Source organism: Barnesiella sp. B2-R-119 (genome assembly GCF_023656675.1).
GTDB classification, from domain to species: domain Bacteria; phylum Bacteroidota; class Bacteroidia; order Bacteroidales; family Barnesiellaceae; genus Barnesiella; species Barnesiella intestinihominis.
This window is the reverse complement of sequence record NZ_JAMOKL010000002.1, coordinates 368553-384291: the sequence shown is the minus strand read 5'-3', so window position 1 is coordinate 384291 and position 15739 is coordinate 368553. Positions and strand designations below refer to the sequence as shown.

The following is a 15739-nucleotide window of genomic DNA, read 5'->3' as shown; positions in this document are numbered from 1 at the left end:
TTTTTATTATCTTTGCAGAAAGATGCAAAAGTGGGCTGTATCTTGGCCTGACTTGGTTAAATTCGTTTCAAGCCACGGGTATGCCATTTTTGCAAAATAAATTGAGTTTAAGAGGAGCAGAATGAAAGAAGCCAAAGTCCTATTTATTGCACAGGAGATTACCCCTTATCTGCCAGAATCGGAAATCGCTAATATTTGTCGAAATTTACCGCAAGGTATTCAGGATAGAGGGCATGAGATACGTACCTTTATGCCTAAGTACGGTTCTATTAACGAGCGTCGTAATCAATTGCACGAGGTGATTCGGTTGTCGGGAATGAATTTAATAATCGATGATACAGATCATCCTCTTATTATTAAAGTCGCTTCGATACAATCGGCTCGTATGCAGGTCTATTTTATAGACAACGATGATTATTTTCAACGTAATGCCGACGGGGTAGTCGACGAGGATATGCGTCCCGATAATGACGAACGGAGTATTTTCTTTGTCAGAGGGGTTATGGAGACCGTGAAAAAGTTGCGTTGGACTCCTGATATTATTCACTGTCACGGTTGGATAACGGCGTTGACTCCTTTGTATATTAAGAAAAGTTATGCCGAAGATCCTTCTTTTCGGGATGCAAAGGTGATATATTCGTTATACGATAATGGTTTCAAGACTCCATTCGACCCCAATTTTGCTGCAAAATTGAAGTTGGAGGGGATACAAGACACCGATATACCTTTTGCGGTAGGAGAGTCTATTGATCCTGTTGTTCTTAATAAATTGGCTATACAGTATTCCGACGGTGTGATTCAAGCCAGTCGAGATATAAATTCGGAAATTACGGATTATGTACAAAAAACGGGCATTCCTTTCTTGGGGTATCAAGACCCTGAAAATTATATAGATGCCTATAATGATTTTTATAATAAAATTGTAGGTAACGAATAACGTCAGTTACTAAATAGAAAATGAAAATATTTAGATTTTTACCGATAGCTTTTGCGATAGTTTTAGGTTTATCTTCTTGTGGAGACGAAAATAGCGCAATCGGTTCTTCGATAGTCGATACGAATATTGAAATTGTGGTGGACTCTTCTTTTCAAGAGTTGATAACGGTTGAGTCTGTTCCGAATGATAGTGTCGTTGGAAGAACTATAACACAATTAATCGGGCGTATTTCTATTCCGGGATATGGTAGGTTAGAAACCGATTTTCTTACCCAGTTTATGCCGGCTGCAAACTTTGATACGGTTGGTGTGAATAAACTCGATTCTTTGATTTTATATTTAAGTTACAATACAGAATCCTTTACAGGAGATTCTTTGGCCCCTATGCAGTTGAGTGTATATCCGTTGGATAAACGGTTGGAGTCGCCTGTATATAGCGGTATCGATCCGGCGGAATATTATAATGCACAAGCTGCCCCGGTTGCTTTGACAAGTTATAATGCTTCGTTTTTAGGATTACCGGATTCTCTTATAGAACTCGGCTATAAGATGATTCGGGTGAAATTACCCGATGAAATGGCTGACCGTTTTTATCAGAAATATAAAGAAGATCCAACTGTATTTTCGTCTCCTAGTAGGTTTACACAATATTTTCCGGGTTTTTATGTAAAGACATCTTATGGAAGCGGGTGTGTTGTGAATGTCCAAAATACGGTAATGAATTTACATTACACCAAAACAACCGTGATTAATGATAAGGATTCTACATATAACTCGACTCAAACTCTAATGGCGGTAACTCCCGAAATAACAACGGGAAACCATATAAAATTGGAAATAGATGCAGAGATAAAAAACGAAATATCTTCGGGGAAGGTCTATTTACAGGCCCCGGCAGGGTTAAATGTTTTGATTCACTTTCCAACGCGTAAAATTATTGAGACTTTTGAAGATGCAGTAGGGGGAAGTGGTAGTGCTTCGACTGTACAAGGACTTGTGAACTCGTTGACTTTACGTATTCCCGTAAAGACGGTTTCTAGTAATTATAATCTTGATCCTCCGCAATTTTTGCTGTTTATTCGTAAATCTGAGTTGCAAGAGTTTTTCGAAAAGAAAAAACTACCTGACAATGTGAATACATTTTATGCTAAGTATGATAGTGATGACCATGTTTATAATTTTACGGGATTGAGGACCTTTATCAATAATATTATAGAAAAGAAACGGACGGGTACTGAAATCACAGATGCCGATGAGGAAATCGTTCTTGTACCGGTGTCTGTGTATAGCGAAACGGTATCTTCCGGTGGAAGTTATTACTATTATTCTTACAATGAGAAGGAGGTAGTTACCGATGTTGTTCCCTATATTTCTGCTCCATCATTGGCGTTAGTCGATGTAGATAACATTGAGTTGCGATTAACATATAGTAAACAGGATATGAAATAATTCTCTTTATATTTGAATACAAGAGGGAGAGATAAAATTTATCTCTCCCTCTTGTGTATTGTTGTGTTTAGTATTTTCATACATAGAAATCTCGTTAGAGATTTTCAAGGAAAACAGGAGAATGAATTTCTTTTTTTGTTTGGTAAGAAAAAAATAGAGAAAAAGAGTTGCGGTGTTTCTTTAAATATATTACCTTTGCACCGCAATTGCCACAATAGCTCAGTTGGTAGAGCATTTCATTCGTAACGAAAAGGTCCCGGGTTCGAGTCCCGGTCGTGGCTCAGGAAAAGAGATTCAACTTACTTTTCAAATAGTTGAATCTCTTTTCTTTTTATATAAAAGTTTAGAAATCATCATATATAGCTTTTACGATTGAGGTATAATCGAGTCTTTGGTTGGCTTTGAAAGTTCTGTTGGTTATTCATGGGTATCGGTTTTGAGAGAATGAAAATAGTAAAAGTCTGTGTTTAGGGTAGATAAGGTAGAGGTGAATTTTTTTTGTAATTTTCTTAGGAAAGATGTTGCGTAGAAATAAAAAAAGATCTATCTTTGCCGTCGCAAAACGAAACTGGTGCGGTAGTTCAGCTGGTTAGAATACATGCCTGTCACGCATGGGGTCGCGGGTTCGAGTCCCGTCCGCACCGCAGTAAAGAGATAAAATTCTTTATAACCAATTAAAATGGTGCTTGTAGCTCAGTTGGTTAGAGCATCGGATTGTGGTTCCGAGGGTCGTGGGTTCGAGCCCCATCTAGCACCCCAAAAGAAAAGGCGAGAGTTATTTACTCTCGCCTTTTCTTTTAGAGGGAAGTCTCTCAAATGAGATATTACATTTTTCTCCTGTGTTGCGTTAGCGAAATTATCGGCTGAGTCCTAAAAATATCAATGATTATACTTTTGTGAATGAGGGCTGGACTGGGTAAGGAGAAATAAAAAATTCTATTTCCCATTTTGTTTGGGCTAAACCTGTGTTTATATTTGTGGAATATAGGAGGTGTTTTGGCAAAAAAACTTAAACAAGTTTAGGTTTTTGCAGTTGACTTTCGCTATATTTGTAAAATATAGGATGCGGTTCGGCAGAGTCAAATTGGAAATGTGATTTCCGTTTGCCTTTGCGCTCACCTTTCGCTATATTTGTCAAAACTAATCAAAGTATGGGACAAAATTTTGGATTTGTAAAAGTGGCAGCGGCGATTCCTCGTGTGGAGATAGCCGATTGTATATATAATGAGAGAGAAATATATAATCAGATAATAGAGGCTGTTCATCGAAATGTACAAATTATTGTTTTCCCGGAACTTTCTATAACAGCCTACACTTGCGGCGATTTATTCGGCCATACGCTTTTATTGGAACAGGCTCGAAAGGCTTTGTCTCTGTTGGTGGAGGAGACTAGCGATTATCCGATATTATGTATCGTGGGAATGCCTGTGGCTGCTGGGAATTGTTTATATAATTGTGCCGTAGTATTCCAATCGGGTAAAATATTGGGAGTCGTTCCCAAAAGCTATTTGCCCAATTATAAGGAATTTTATGAGGAACGTTGGTTTACTTCTGGTATTTCGGCAACGATCGATACTATTGAACTATGTGGTGATAGAGTTCCGTTCGGTACAGATTTATTATTTGAGAGTGCGGGTGTCGTCGTGGGAGTAGAATTGTGCGAAGATTTGTGGGTTCCTATACCTCCCAGTTCCTACCTTGTACAGCAAGGTGCAGATATTATAGTAAATTTGTCGGCTACGAATGAGTTGATAGGGAAACACTCTTATCTTCTTTCTCTTGTCCGGCAACAATCGGCGAGGTGTGTGGCCGGATATGTTTATGCTTCGGCCGGATTCGGAGAGTCTTCTACCGATTTGGTATTTGCAGGGAATGGCCTTGTTGTAGAGAATGGTAGTATTCTTGCCGAATCGAAGCGTTTTTCTTCAACGCCTCAACTTGTAGTAAGTGAAATCGATGTGGAGCGGTTGCGTACGGAGAGAAGAGTGATGACTTCGTTTGCAAAGGGTGCTTGGGCACATGGCAGAGATGCACGTTTCATTCCGTTTGTCTTGACCGATATTCCATTGCGGTTGACTCGTAAGGTGGGGGCTTTCCCTTTTGTGCCTTCCGATTCGTTTGTCTTGAACGAACGTTGTGCCGAAATACTCGATATACAAAGTTCGGGGTTAGCCAAGAGGTTAGTACATACCCAAGCTCAAAGTGTGGTTCTCGGTATTTCGGGCGGTTTAGATTCGACATTGGCTTTGTTGGTCGCAGTCAGAACACTCGATAAACTCGGTTGGAATCGAGAGAAGATAATAGGTGTGACTATGCCGGGATTTGGGACAACAGGTCGTACCTATCATAATGCTATGATGTTAATGCGTTCGTTGGGTATAACTATTCGGGAAATTTCTATTCGGGAGGCTTGTGAGCTTCATTTTAAAGATATTGACCACGATATTTCAATCCAAGATATTACTTACGAAAATTCCCAAGCGCGGGAACGTACACAAATTTTGATGGATATAGCGAACCAGACCGGAGGATTGGTTATAGGAACCGGGGATTTGTCTGAATTGGCATTAGGTTGGGCCACATATAATGGTGATCACATGTCGATGTATGCTATCTCAACAAGTATTCCCAAAACTTTGGTTAAGTATTTGGTGAGCTGGGTTGCCGAGAATGAGCTGGTAGGCGAGGCGCGGGATACGTTGATCGATATTGTCAATACTCCTATTAGTCCAGAATTGATACCTGCCGATGAAAATGGAGAGATAAAGCAGAAGACCGAGGATTTGGTAGGTCCCTATGCTCTGCATGATTTTTTCTTGTATAATATGTTGCGATTCGGTTTCTCTCCTGCCAAATTATATTTCCTTGCCCAATATGCTTTCGAAGGGGTGTATGAGCCGGATACGATAAAAAAGTGGCTGAAAATATTCTGTCGGAGATTTTTTAATCAACAATTCAAGAGGTCGTGTCTTCCCGATGGTCCAAAGGTGGGAACGGTAAGTCTTTCTCCTCGCGGGGATTGGCGGATGCCTAGTGATGCGTCGAGTGCCATGTGGCAGAAAGAGTGTGACGAGTTATAATCTGTTTTTCCTGCTTACTGGTCGGTCTGAGGAATTTTTTCTTTGGATAAAGAGCTTTTTGTAGAAATTGTATCGTTGGGTAATATTGTGTTCCGTGGAATAGAATCGGATTGTATATCTTTGGTTTTACCGTTGTTTTTGGGATTTTTTCTAAATAAGTCTCCCCAACGGTTAAAATCGTGACGCAACATGATCCCTACGCCTTGTGTCGTCAATGCCGATTTGATGTAATAATTGCGGTCGTTATAATGATTATAGGCCTTCAATCGTATCGTTCCGCTTTTATTCAGCAAATATTCCAAATCGAAATCTCCGATGAATGTATTGTTATTGACCGTGTTGTCTCTATATCCGAAGCTCCCGTTGAAAATCAATCGATTGTTCAGTAGCTGGCTGGATAGGGCAAGCTCCACCTCCATATCGGAAAAATCACCTTTTTCACTACGGAAGTTTGGCGAAATATTCCAGTTTTCGCTTAATTGTCCCAGAATGTTACCTAATTGAGAAGATAAGGTCGAGGAAGCGACAGAGACAAGTTCGTTATTTCTACTTTGCCCCATATTCATGAAGTCCGGAGTGTAGAACCTATTCAAGGCCAATAGATAGATGATCTGACGGTTCATCATGTCGTTTGTACTGATGATACTACGTACCCGTCTGTCTACGTCTTGGGTCAAAGTAGGGAATGCTATGTCGAAGTTTAGGTCTGGTCGACGTACGTCTCCGGATACATTCAAAATAGTTTGTACGGGTACTGTCGTTCTTGATAATTCTTTGTCATTGGCGAAGTTTTCATCGAGATCGAGCAGATTGGCCGAAAGGGAGTAAATAGCCGATATATCTAAGTTGGTAGCCATAGGATCCCCGTGGAAAGAAACTCGGCTTCCTTCTTTAATAGAGAAGTCTCGTGTAATGATATCTTGCAAGCTGAAATTGTAACTCCCTTTTTCTAAGACATAGGAACCATATAATTTTATATCGCCGTCCATTGAATTATATTCCAGTAATATACTGCCCTGACCGGTCGCTTTTATCATATCTCCGGTAGATTTGTCCATGATTAGGTTCATTTGGGCTTGGTTGGTTGCTTCTATTTGCAGATTTAAATTTAATGCACTACTGTTTTGTATTTTACTGTTCTCCATCATGCGGGCATTGTTCTTAATGACAATGCTATCGGCTTGGAGCTCTCCTATCTTTGTGTTCTGTTTTCCTGAATTGGTGAAAGTAATAAAGTCATAATCTCCGGCAGCTTCCGATCCTGATAGGACGAAGGTGAATTTCGACTGGTCTCCGGTGGACATATTTACGTCGATTTGGGTTTGTCCCAGACTTCCTTTTATCATAGTAGAGCCTGTCCCGTAAATGGTTCCATAATATATGGGGCTTTGCCTTTCTGTCATATCGTAGGACAGGAAATCTTGGGCTTCGGTTATGGCAATATCGTAACTTACATCTTTGAAATTATGATGTTCTATCCAACCCGAACCTTTTGCCGTATGTTTCAATTTATCATAAATCGTAACGTTGTCAAACCAAATACGGGTAGGGGATAAATGAATACTATCGGATAGATTGTACCGAGTGTTCAAATATTCAATACCGAAATCTAAATTTTCGACATAAGCATCACCGGTAACATTTAGGGCCTTGAATCTTCCGAAAAAGTCTATGTGTCCGCTGGCTATTCCCGATATGTCGCTCATAACGGTAGAAACAAATGGTCGAAGGAATGCAATATTCAATTTATCGGGATCGAACGAAAGAGAGAGAGAGTCTTTTGTCGGAAATATATATCCGTCGATATAAGTTTGTTTATCTTCTTTATTTTCGATGAACCCTTTCATGAGAATACCTTGATTGTCGTTATCCCACATGCTGAATAGATGTAAGTCCCCGAAGATCGCTTCATTGTAGGAGAAATCTTTTACATCGAATTGTTCAGTACTTAATCGAGGTGCGCCTGTCAATAGATGTGTAGCTAACAAATTTCCAGTAGCGTTACCCCCGAAAGTGACATTTTTTATATTGAGTGTACCGAAAATATAATCGAGGTCTACGTCGTTGAGTTGTATTTTCAATTCGTCTTCTTCTCGGTTGGAGGCGATACCGTCTATAAGTATATATTGGGGAGCATGTGATATTTCAAAATCATTGATTTCTATTTGTTTCTCACAATAGGAAATATCCGAAGGGCTCATTTGCCAAATAGTATCGTTGAAAATAAGAGTGGAAGGATTGATGTGAGTTTGTATTTGTAATTTATTCCCTTCGTGGGTTCGTGAAAAATGGGTCGATGTATTCAATTCTCCATAAAATGTCGATTGGGTGTCGTTATTCCAGTTGAGTACAAGGTCGAGACTGTCTCGATAGGCCTTGCTTCTAAGGCTCCATGTCGTTCGTATTTGTTTTTTATTGTAGGAGTTCGTTTCTATGAATAAAGCCATTTCGGTGGAATCTTTTCGTGCTGAAATGAATGCATCTTCGATATGACTTTTTTTATACCAGAGATGGGGAATCGTTCCGGTTATGAGGGCTGTGTTTCGGAGGCTATTCATTTCACCTTCGATAATAGCTCTATCTGTGAATGTAACAGGTAGTTCGAGCACTTGTGCCATGTGTATATTAGGCTCTACGGTAAATCTGAATTTAAAATTATTCGGTTGTTGATTTTTTTTGTGTTCTGTTTTTTTAGGTTGGTTCTCTTGGAATGGGAATATAGATGGAAGGGATTCCGATAACAGTGTTTGTAAAGATTTTTGTAGAGTAGAGAATTTGTAATTACCTTCAATCCAACCGTTAATATAGTCCGAAGTAACAGCTATACTTTGTGGAGTGTTTTGGTTATGAGCTTCTATATTGAATTTATTTAGTCTGAATGTATCGTCGTTGTTTGTAAAAGATAAACTATCGATAGATAAGAGGCCTTCTGCGTTGTCCAAATTGTTCCCTGTAAATTTGGCGACTACATTGAATCCTAACTTGGAATTTTTATACTTGGGCATTAGTTTTAAAGCCGATACATTGAGGTCTCGTGCCTGTAAGACGAGGTCGAATTCGGAGTCTTTATCTTTTAAGACAGAAAGACCATTGACTCGGAGTTTTCCATTCGGATCGTTAATTTCGATTATACCATTATATCGATTGTCCCCGAACTCACCGTTAAGCATGATGTTTTCGTAAGGATATCCTTTGTATTCAAAATAGCTGATTCCCCCGACCACTTTGCCGGTTGGGGCCTGATATTTGGCTTTTTTACTGTCGAGTTCGACTTTGAAAATAATTTCGCCATAAGGATTTCCTTCGGTGAATAGTCCATTTAGATTAAATTTTTTCGATTCTATCAATCCGCTGTATCGAGTCGTATTCAGACTATTGTTTTGGTTGATGGATATATCGGAATGAACAGAGCCGAGATCTGTTTCTAATGTTCCGCAGGCTGTCAGATTTTGGTTTTGGTTCGAGATATTACCGGTGAAATGAATTGTACCTAACCGGGAAATAGTTTTACATTGTTCTTCGGTTAGAAAAGGTAATTTGGAAGAAATATCGGCCAATCCCGAAGATGAAGCGTTTAATGTGATAGGGTCGCAGAGTATATCTCGTTTTTGTGGATTTGTTATGTTTTTCACGGATATTTGACTGTGAGCGATGATATCTTCTTTCCCGAAATTAAAATCAAAGGTATGGAAATATAGATTGTTTGGAGTTCCTGTCAGATGCATCGAAATGAGTATCGGAGTATTTATTTTTTCCAATACCGGGATAAAGGCAGCTATATCGCTGGGATTAATTAGGGATTTCGTTATCTGTAAAGAGAATCGTGTTTGGTCGTAGAAGTGTTCGGCCGAGAGTGTATCGGGCAGCGTGGCGATAATTGGTTTGATTTCGATACGGCTATGGGGTAATTGTATTTTAAAGTCAGATAACCTTGCTTGTTGTCGGTTGGCTTCGAATTTAAATTGTAGACGATTTAAAGAAAAACCCGATTGCTCGTCGAATCCCAATCGCTTGATGGAGATATTTACTGAGTCTTCCGATAGTGCTTTGATAGATAGTTTTGACAATAAGTTTCTCAAATCGATATGGTTCGGGTCGAATTGTCCGCGTCGTATGGGTGCGGATAATATGTCGTATTTGATTTTTCCACGGCGTATGATCGCATTGTTTATTTTGAAATTTATTTTCTTTTTCGGTGTATTCTTATTGCTTTTGAAAGCGTCGATAATAAATTGCAGGTTTGTTTCAGAGCTTGGAGTCTCTTTTGTTATGCGGGCATCCAGACCGAATAGCTGTATATTCGTGAAAACCAATTCTCGATCGACGAGTAAATCTGAAAGGGAGATACCGGCCGATATTTTATTGGCATATAATAAAGTGTCTCCATTTAAGTCGGGTATATATGCACCGAACAGCTCTAACTTATTGAATGGTGATATTTGTATTCGGTCGATAGTTATGTTTGTATCTAAAAGTGCGGATAGCTCTTTTATGCCGATGTACCTGACTTTATCCTGTATGTTGGGGATAGATAACAAGATATAGCCAAGTGTATATATCGCTATGATAGAGAATATAACGATATGCACAAATATCCGAAATGCAGAATAGATTTTCCTCATCTTTATAAGTATGCAAAAGTAGTGTTTCCTTTTGAAAGTAGCGATAGGATGCTTAGCTTTTCTTTTTTATTAATGTATGAAATAATTATAAAAGTCAAATGGTTTTACCGATGAAATATGTACTTTTGCAGACCTCGATTTGATGAAGGATTGAAAGGAGTAAATGTATATGAGCATAACTATTTTAGGTATAGAATCTTCGTGTGACGATACTTCTGCCGCAGTTATTCGCGATGAGGTCATGCTGTCGAATGTGATTGCTAGTCAAGCGGTTCACGAGGCTTATGGAGGGGTTGTTCCTGAATTGGCATCTCGGGCGCACCAACAGAATATTATTCCGGTTGTGTCGGAGGCTTTAAAACGTGCGGGGGTGACTCCGGAGGATTTGAGTGCGGTGGCGTTCACCAGAGGCCCCGGACTTATGGGGTCTTTGCTCGTCGGAACTTCTTTTGCCAAAGGTTTTACGACAGCATTGAATATTCCTCTCGTCGATGTCAATCATTTGCAAGCTCATGTTATGGCTCATTTTATCAAACGGTCTCCCGATGATAACACTCAGCCTCCCTTCCCGTTTTTGTGTTTACTCGTTTCGGGGGGGAATTCGCAAATCATAAAAGTAGAGTCTTATAATGAAATGACTGTTATCGGACAAACGATAGACGATGCTGCCGGTGAAGCTTTTGACAAATGTGCCAAAGTAATGGGATTGCCTTATCCGGGAGGCCCGGTTGTAGATAGATTGGCGAAGGAAGGGAATCCCAAAGCGTTTGCACTAAGTAAACCTCACATACCCGGTTTTGATTATAGTTTCAGTGGACTGAAAACTTCCTTTTTATATTTATTGAGAGACAAAATAAAAGAAGACCCCGATTTCATCGAAAAAAACAAGTGTGACTTGTGTGCATCGTTGCAGACTACGATTGTGGACATTTTGATGGACAAACTTTATAAGGCCGTTAAACAAACCGGAATAAAGCATGTGGCTGTTGCCGGGGGCGTTTCGGCGAACTCTGCTGTGAGGGCTGCTTTTGAAGATTATGCCCGAAAGTATGGTTGGACAGTTTATCTGCCGCCCTTCTCTTTTACGACCGATAATGCGGCTATGGTGGCTATTACGGGTTATTATAAATATTTGGATAAAGAGTTTTGTGATATAGCGAAGGCTCCTTTTGCTCGGGTTGAATTATAAATACGAATGAAATGAATGTCGAGATTATTGTTATCGGCGATGAGTTGTTGATCGGACAGGTGACCGATACGAATTCTGGGTGGATTGCTCGGGAGCTGAATCATATAGGGTGGGAGGTTACCGAGATAACGACAGTTAGAGATAGGTCTCGGGAAATAACCGATGCTCTGAATAGCTCGTTCGGTAGGGTCGATGTCGTTTTGATGACCGGCGGATTGGGCCCGACGAAGGACGATATTACAAAGCAGACTCTTTGCGATTATTTCGGTGGAAAGTTGGTATTCGATGAATCGGTATTCGCCAATGTGGAAACCATTTTTCGTCGTCGTAAATTGACGATGAATGAAAGTACGCGCAATCAAGCCTATGTTCCTAATGTGTGTACAGTTATTCAAAATCCCGTGGGTACGGCTCCTGTCATGTGGTTTGAAAGAAATGGCAAGGTATTGGTGTCTATGCCGGGTGTCCCGACAGAAATGAAGACCGTCATGAAAGAGGCGGTTATAAGTCGTTTGAGGGAGTATTTTCAAGATCATTCGTCTATCTTGCATCGCACTTGTTTAGTGAAAGATTTTACGGAATCGAGGTTGTCCGAAACTTTATCCGACTTTGAAGCGCAATTGCCGGCGTGTATCAAACTTGCCTATTTGCCTACGCCGGGAGTGATTCGGTTGAGACTGACTGCTCGTGGCGATGAAGAGTCATATTTGCAGAAGATTATCGATGATGAGTTTTTTAAATTGAGGACTATATTGGGTAGCCATCTGTTTTGTGGTTCGGATACAACTCTCGCAGGAGCATTAGGGTCGATATTAACCGAAAGAGGAGAAACGTTGGCGACAGCCGAAAGTTGCACGGGAGGAAATATAGCTCATGAAATAACAAGGGTAGCGGGTAGTTCGGTCTATTTTAAAGGTAGTGTCGTGGCTTATTCCAACGAGGTGAAAGCACGCGTTTTGAATGTGTCGTCGGAGACATTATCGGGTTTTGGCGCTGTGAGTAGGGAGACCGTCTTGCAAATGGTATCGGGGGTACAAAGATTGTTGTCTTCCGATTGTGCGATAGCGACTTCTGGAATAGCAGGTCCAGGTGGAGGTAGCGTTGAGAAACCGGTAGGAACGGTGTGGATTGCAGTTCGGTATGGCGAGCGAAGCGAGGCTGAATGTTTTTGTTTCGAAGGCGATAGAGAGCAAGTAATTGCACGTGCGACCCAATCGGCTTTGTTGATGTTGATACAACTGATGACAAAATAGAACTGAATAAAAAAGTTCCGATTTTAATACCTTAAAAATTTGGAACATATTTCTAAAATGCTTTACTTTGCACTCTGTTTGCGAAAGCAGTAAGAAAAAACAAATAAAATAATAGATAGCGATGTCAAAGATTTGTCAAATTACAGGGAAAAAAGCAATGGTTGGCAACAACGTTTCGCACTCAAAAAGAAGAACGAAAAGAAGATTTAATGTCAACCTCTTTACAAAGAAATTTTATTGGGTAGAACAAGATTGTTGGATCACGCTTACACTTTCGGCTGCCGGTCTTCGTACAATCAATAAAATGGGATTAGATGCAGCTATCAAGCAAGCTGCCGGAAATGGGTATTTAACAGAAATAAAAATGTTATATTAAGATATGGCAAAGAAAGCAAAAGGTAATAGGGTTCAAGTAATTCTTGAATGCACGGAACACAAGGCGAGTGGTATGCCCGGAACATCGCGTTATATTACTACTAAGAACAGAAAAAATACCACAGAAAGATTGGAGTTGAAAAAATACAATCCCATCTTGAAAAGAGTTACTGTACATAAAGAAATAAAATAAGGAAGGATTGAACCATGGCAAAGAAAACAGTTGCATCGTTGCAAAAAGGCGAAGGCCGTACTTATTCTAAGGTGATAAAAATGGTAAAATCGCCGAAAACAGGGGCTTATACTTTCCAAGAGGAAATGGTTCCGAATGACGCAGTTAAAGATGTACTTAGTAAGTAAGTCATAATTAGCGTAATATAAAGAAACTTTCTTATACGAAATGTGTAAGGAAGTTTTTTTTTACCATGATAATTTTATAGCTTTGCATATCCACCGGGGTAACTGCGTATAGTTACTTTTCTTAAAAATTTTATATATGGGATTGTTTGATTTCTTTTCGAAAGAGAAAAAGGAAACCTTGGATAAGGGATTATCTAAGACCAAAGAGGGCGTATTTTCCAAGTTAGCGCGTATTGTTGCCGGGAAGTCGCAAGTCGATGAGAATATATTGGACGATTTGGAAGAAGTATTGATCACGTCTGATGTCGGAGTGGAAACTACACTTCGTATTATAGACCGAATAGAGAAACGGGTGGCTCGTGACAAATACATAAATACGAACGAATTAAACTCAATTCTCCGGGAAGAAATCACAGCGTTGCTAACCGAAAACGATGTTGAGGATGCCGGTGAATTTTCTGTCCCCGAAGGGAAAAAACCGTATGTAATCATGGTTGTCGGGGTGAATGGTGTAGGCAAGACTACAACTATCGGTAAGTTGGCATATCAATATAAAAAGAGAGGGAATAGTGTTTATTTGGGAGCTGCCGATACGTTTCGTGCCGCTGCGGTCGAGCAGTTGATGATATGGGGTGAACGGGTTGGAGTCCCTGTCGTGAAACAAAAAATGGGAGCCGATCCGGCATCCGTGGCGTTCGATACGTTGAGTTCGGCGAAGGCGAATAATGCCGATGTGGTAATTATCGATACGGCAGGTCGTTTGCACAATAAATTGAATTTGATGAACGAGTTGACCAAAATAAAGAAAGTAATGGAGAAAATCGTTCCCGGTGCTCCTCATGAAATCTTGTTAGTATTGGACGGCTCCACAGGTCAGAATGCTTTTGAGCAAGCCAAGCAGTTTACTGCCGCGACCGAGGTGAACGAGTTGGCCATAACGAAACTCGATGGTACAGCTAAAGGTGGTGTGGTCATAGGTATATCCGATCACTTTAAGATACCGGTTAAGTACATAGGGCTGGGTGAAGGCATAGAAGATTTGCAGGTGTTCCGCCGTAAGGAATTTGTGGACTCGTTGTTCGGAGATTGATATTCGTGAGTTTTTAGGATAGACGGCTGGGTGGTCTTGCAAAGGCTTCATAGCCGTATTTTTGTGTAATGACAATGATAAAAAATAGCGTTGATATTATTACGTTGGGTTGTTCGAAAAATCTAGTGGATTCCGAACGATTGATGCATCGTTTCTCAGAAGCCGGTTATAAGGTGAGACATGATCCTGAAAAAGTTTCGAGTGAGTTTGTCGTAGTGAATACTTGTGGCTTCATTGGAGATGCCAAAGAAGAATCTATCGAAATGATTTTACAAATGGTCGAAGCTAAAAAAGCTCATAAGATACATCATCTTTATGTGATGGGTTGTTTGTCTCAACGTTATCGGGAAGAACTGGAAACCGAGATACCCGAGGTCGATAAGTTTTATGGAAAATTCGACTGGACTGATTTGTTGACAGATTTGGGATCGCAAATTTCCGAGGAGAAAGATTTCGGGCGTATACTGACAACTCCGCCTCATTATGCCTATGTGAAAATTGCCGAAGGTTGTAATCGATTTTGTTCTTATTGTGCTATTCCTTTAATTACAGGGCGCTTCGTTTCTTATCCTATGGAACAGTTGCTCGACGAGGTGAAGAGCTTGGTTTCGCAGGGCGTGAAAGAGTTTCAGATTATTGCTCAGGATTTATCTTCCTATGGACTTGATTTGTACGGGAAATTGAAATTACCGGAGTTAATCGATCGCATGGCGCAGATTCCGGGTGTGAAGTGGATACGGTTACACTATGCTTATCCGTCACAATTCCCTTATGAGATATTACCTGTTATACAGCGTCATGATAATGTTTGCAAATATCTCGATATCGCATTGCAGCATATCAGTGACCATGTGTTGGTAGATATGCGTCGGCATGTGACGAAGCAGGAGACTTATGATTTGTTGAAACGCATACGGACAGAAGTCCTTGGCATACATATTCGCACGACATTGATGGTGGGATATCCCGGTGAGACCGATGAGGATTTCGAGGAATTAAAGGAGTTTGTTCGGGAGGCTCGTTTCGAGCGTATGGGAGCGTTTGCCTATTCCGAAGAAGAGGGTACTTATGCGGCCAATCATTTTCCCGACTCTATCCCGGAGGAAGTGAAACAGGCCCGACTCGACGAGTTGATGGCATTACAAGAAGAAATAGCACTTGAAAGCAATGCTTCAAAGGTAGGTCAAATATTTGATGTGATAGTCGATCGGGAAGAGGAGGACTATTATGTGGGGCGTACGGAGTACGATTCTCCCGAGGTCGATCCCGAAGTGCTTATTGCAAAAGATCGTTTTCTGACTGTTGGAGATTTTTGTCGGGTAAAAGTCGTCGAAGCTCTGCCTTTTGAGCTTATGGCTGTTCCCGTGGAGTTGGATTGATAAGTC

General features: G+C 40.4%; 11 protein-coding genes and 3 tRNA genes. 13 read left to right on the top strand and 1 reads right to left on the bottom strand.

What is annotated here, in order from left to right:
- The first annotated feature begins 121 nt into the window (after positions 1-121).
- The 6 genes from NBH06_RS04785 to NBH06_RS04760 all read left to right on the top strand — a co-directional run bounded on the left by NBH06_RS04785 (position 122) and on the right by NBH06_RS04760 (position 5465).
- The gene (locus NBH06_RS04785) at positions 122-937 is read left to right on the top strand and encodes a glycogen/starch synthase (protein ID WP_046410884.1); all 816 of its coding nucleotides are present in this window, start codon (positions 122-124) and stop codon (positions 935-937) included.
- A 20-nt stretch (positions 938-957) separates the two neighbouring features.
- Positions 958-2385 (top strand): DUF4270 domain-containing protein, encoded by a 1428-nt coding sequence (locus NBH06_RS04780; protein ID WP_250793057.1) that lies wholly within the window; start codon positions 958-960, stop codon positions 2383-2385.
- Positions 2386-2593: 208 nt separating this feature from the next.
- A tRNA-Thr gene (locus NBH06_RS04775) sits at positions 2594-2666 on the top strand.
- 289 nt (positions 2667-2955) lie between these two features.
- Positions 2956-3029, top strand: a tRNA-Asp gene (locus NBH06_RS04770).
- 38 nt (positions 3030-3067) lie between these two features.
- Positions 3068-3144: transfer RNA gene (locus NBH06_RS04765), tRNA-His, on the top strand.
- 392 nt (positions 3145-3536) lie between these two features.
- Positions 3537-5465 carry an NAD(+) synthase gene (locus NBH06_RS04760; protein WP_250793055.1) on the top strand — a complete coding sequence of 643 codons (1929 nt, stop codon included), beginning with the start codon at positions 3537-3539 and terminating at the stop codon, positions 5463-5465.
- A 14-nt stretch (positions 5466-5479) separates the two neighbouring features.
- Here the strand turns inward: NBH06_RS04760 and NBH06_RS04755 are convergent, their stop codons facing one another.
- A complete protein-coding gene (locus NBH06_RS04755; RefSeq protein ID WP_250793053.1) occupies positions 5480-10087 on the bottom strand; it encodes a translocation/assembly module TamB domain-containing protein in 4608 nt (1535 codons plus the stop codon).
- 169 nt (positions 10088-10256) lie between these two features.
- Here NBH06_RS04755 and tsaD point away from each other — a divergent pair, with 169 nt between their 5' ends.
- From tsaD to rimO, 7 genes are all read left to right on the top strand, one after another.
- Complete coding sequence (tsaD, locus tag NBH06_RS04750; protein WP_195491351.1) at positions 10257-11276, top strand: tRNA (adenosine(37)-N6)-threonylcarbamoyltransferase complex transferase subunit TsaD; 1020 nt, start codon at positions 10257-10259, stop codon at positions 11274-11276.
- Positions 11277-11287: 11 nt separating this feature from the next.
- Positions 11288-12529 carry a competence/damage-inducible protein A gene (locus NBH06_RS04745; protein ID WP_250793051.1) on the top strand — a complete coding sequence of 414 codons (1242 nt, stop codon included), beginning with the start codon at positions 11288-11290 and terminating at the stop codon, positions 12527-12529.
- A 121-nt stretch (positions 12530-12650) separates the two neighbouring features.
- Complete coding sequence (gene rpmB, locus NBH06_RS04740; protein ID WP_008861763.1) at positions 12651-12905, top strand: 50S ribosomal protein L28; 255 nt, start codon at positions 12651-12653, stop codon at positions 12903-12905.
- A gap of 3 nt (positions 12906-12908) precedes the next feature.
- Positions 12909-13097 carry a 50S ribosomal protein L33 gene (rpmG, locus tag NBH06_RS04735; RefSeq protein ID WP_008861764.1) on the top strand — a complete coding sequence of 63 codons (189 nt, stop codon included), beginning with the start codon at positions 12909-12911 and terminating at the stop codon, positions 13095-13097.
- A 14-nt stretch (positions 13098-13111) separates the two neighbouring features.
- On the top strand, positions 13112-13264 hold the full coding sequence (locus NBH06_RS04730) for a DUF4295 domain-containing protein (protein WP_008861765.1): 153 nt from the start codon (positions 13112-13114) through the stop codon (positions 13262-13264).
- A 136-nt stretch (positions 13265-13400) separates the two neighbouring features.
- Positions 13401-14354 (top strand): signal recognition particle-docking protein FtsY, encoded by a 954-nt coding sequence (gene ftsY, locus NBH06_RS04725; RefSeq protein WP_250793049.1) that lies wholly within the window; start codon positions 13401-13403, stop codon positions 14352-14354.
- Between the two features lie 74 nt (positions 14355-14428).
- Positions 14429-15733 carry a 30S ribosomal protein S12 methylthiotransferase RimO gene (gene rimO, locus NBH06_RS04720; protein WP_250793047.1) on the top strand — a complete coding sequence of 435 codons (1305 nt, stop codon included), beginning with the start codon at positions 14429-14431 and terminating at the stop codon, positions 15731-15733.
- The last annotated feature ends 6 nt before the right edge of the window (positions 15734-15739 follow it).

Excerpts from the sequence above, each read along its gene's own strand:
- NBH06_RS04760 (WP_250793055.1), top strand. The coding sequence starts at position 3,537 with ATGGGACAAAATTTTGGATTTGTAAAAGTGGCAGCGGCGATTCCTCGT.
- NBH06_RS04780 (WP_250793057.1), top strand. The coding sequence starts at position 958 with ATGAAAATATTTAGATTTTTACCGATAGCTTTTGCGATAGTTTTAGGT.
- NBH06_RS04755 (WP_250793053.1), bottom strand. The coding sequence starts at position 10,087 with ATGAGGAAAATCTATTCTGCATTTCGGATATTTGTGCATATCGTTATA.
- NBH06_RS04730 (WP_008861765.1), top strand. The coding sequence starts at position 13,112 with ATGGCAAAGAAAACAGTTGCATCGTTGCAAAAAGGCGAAGGCCGTACT.
- rpmB (WP_008861763.1), top strand. The coding sequence starts at position 12,651 with ATGTCAAAGATTTGTCAAATTACAGGGAAAAAAGCAATGGTTGGCAAC.
- ftsY (WP_250793049.1), top strand. The coding sequence starts at position 13,401 with ATGGGATTGTTTGATTTCTTTTCGAAAGAGAAAAAGGAAACCTTGGAT.
- rimO (WP_250793047.1), top strand. The coding sequence starts at position 14,429 with ATGATAAAAAATAGCGTTGATATTATTACGTTGGGTTGTTCGAAAAAT.
- tsaD (WP_195491351.1), top strand. The coding sequence starts at position 10,257 with ATGAGCATAACTATTTTAGGTATAGAATCTTCGTGTGACGATACTTCT.
- NBH06_RS04745 (WP_250793051.1), top strand. The coding sequence starts at position 11,288 with ATGAATGTCGAGATTATTGTTATCGGCGATGAGTTGTTGATCGGACAG.
- rpmG (WP_008861764.1), top strand. The coding sequence starts at position 12,909 with ATGGCAAAGAAAGCAAAAGGTAATAGGGTTCAAGTAATTCTTGAATGC.
- NBH06_RS04785 (WP_046410884.1), top strand. The coding sequence starts at position 122 with ATGAAAGAAGCCAAAGTCCTATTTATTGCACAGGAGATTACCCCTTAT.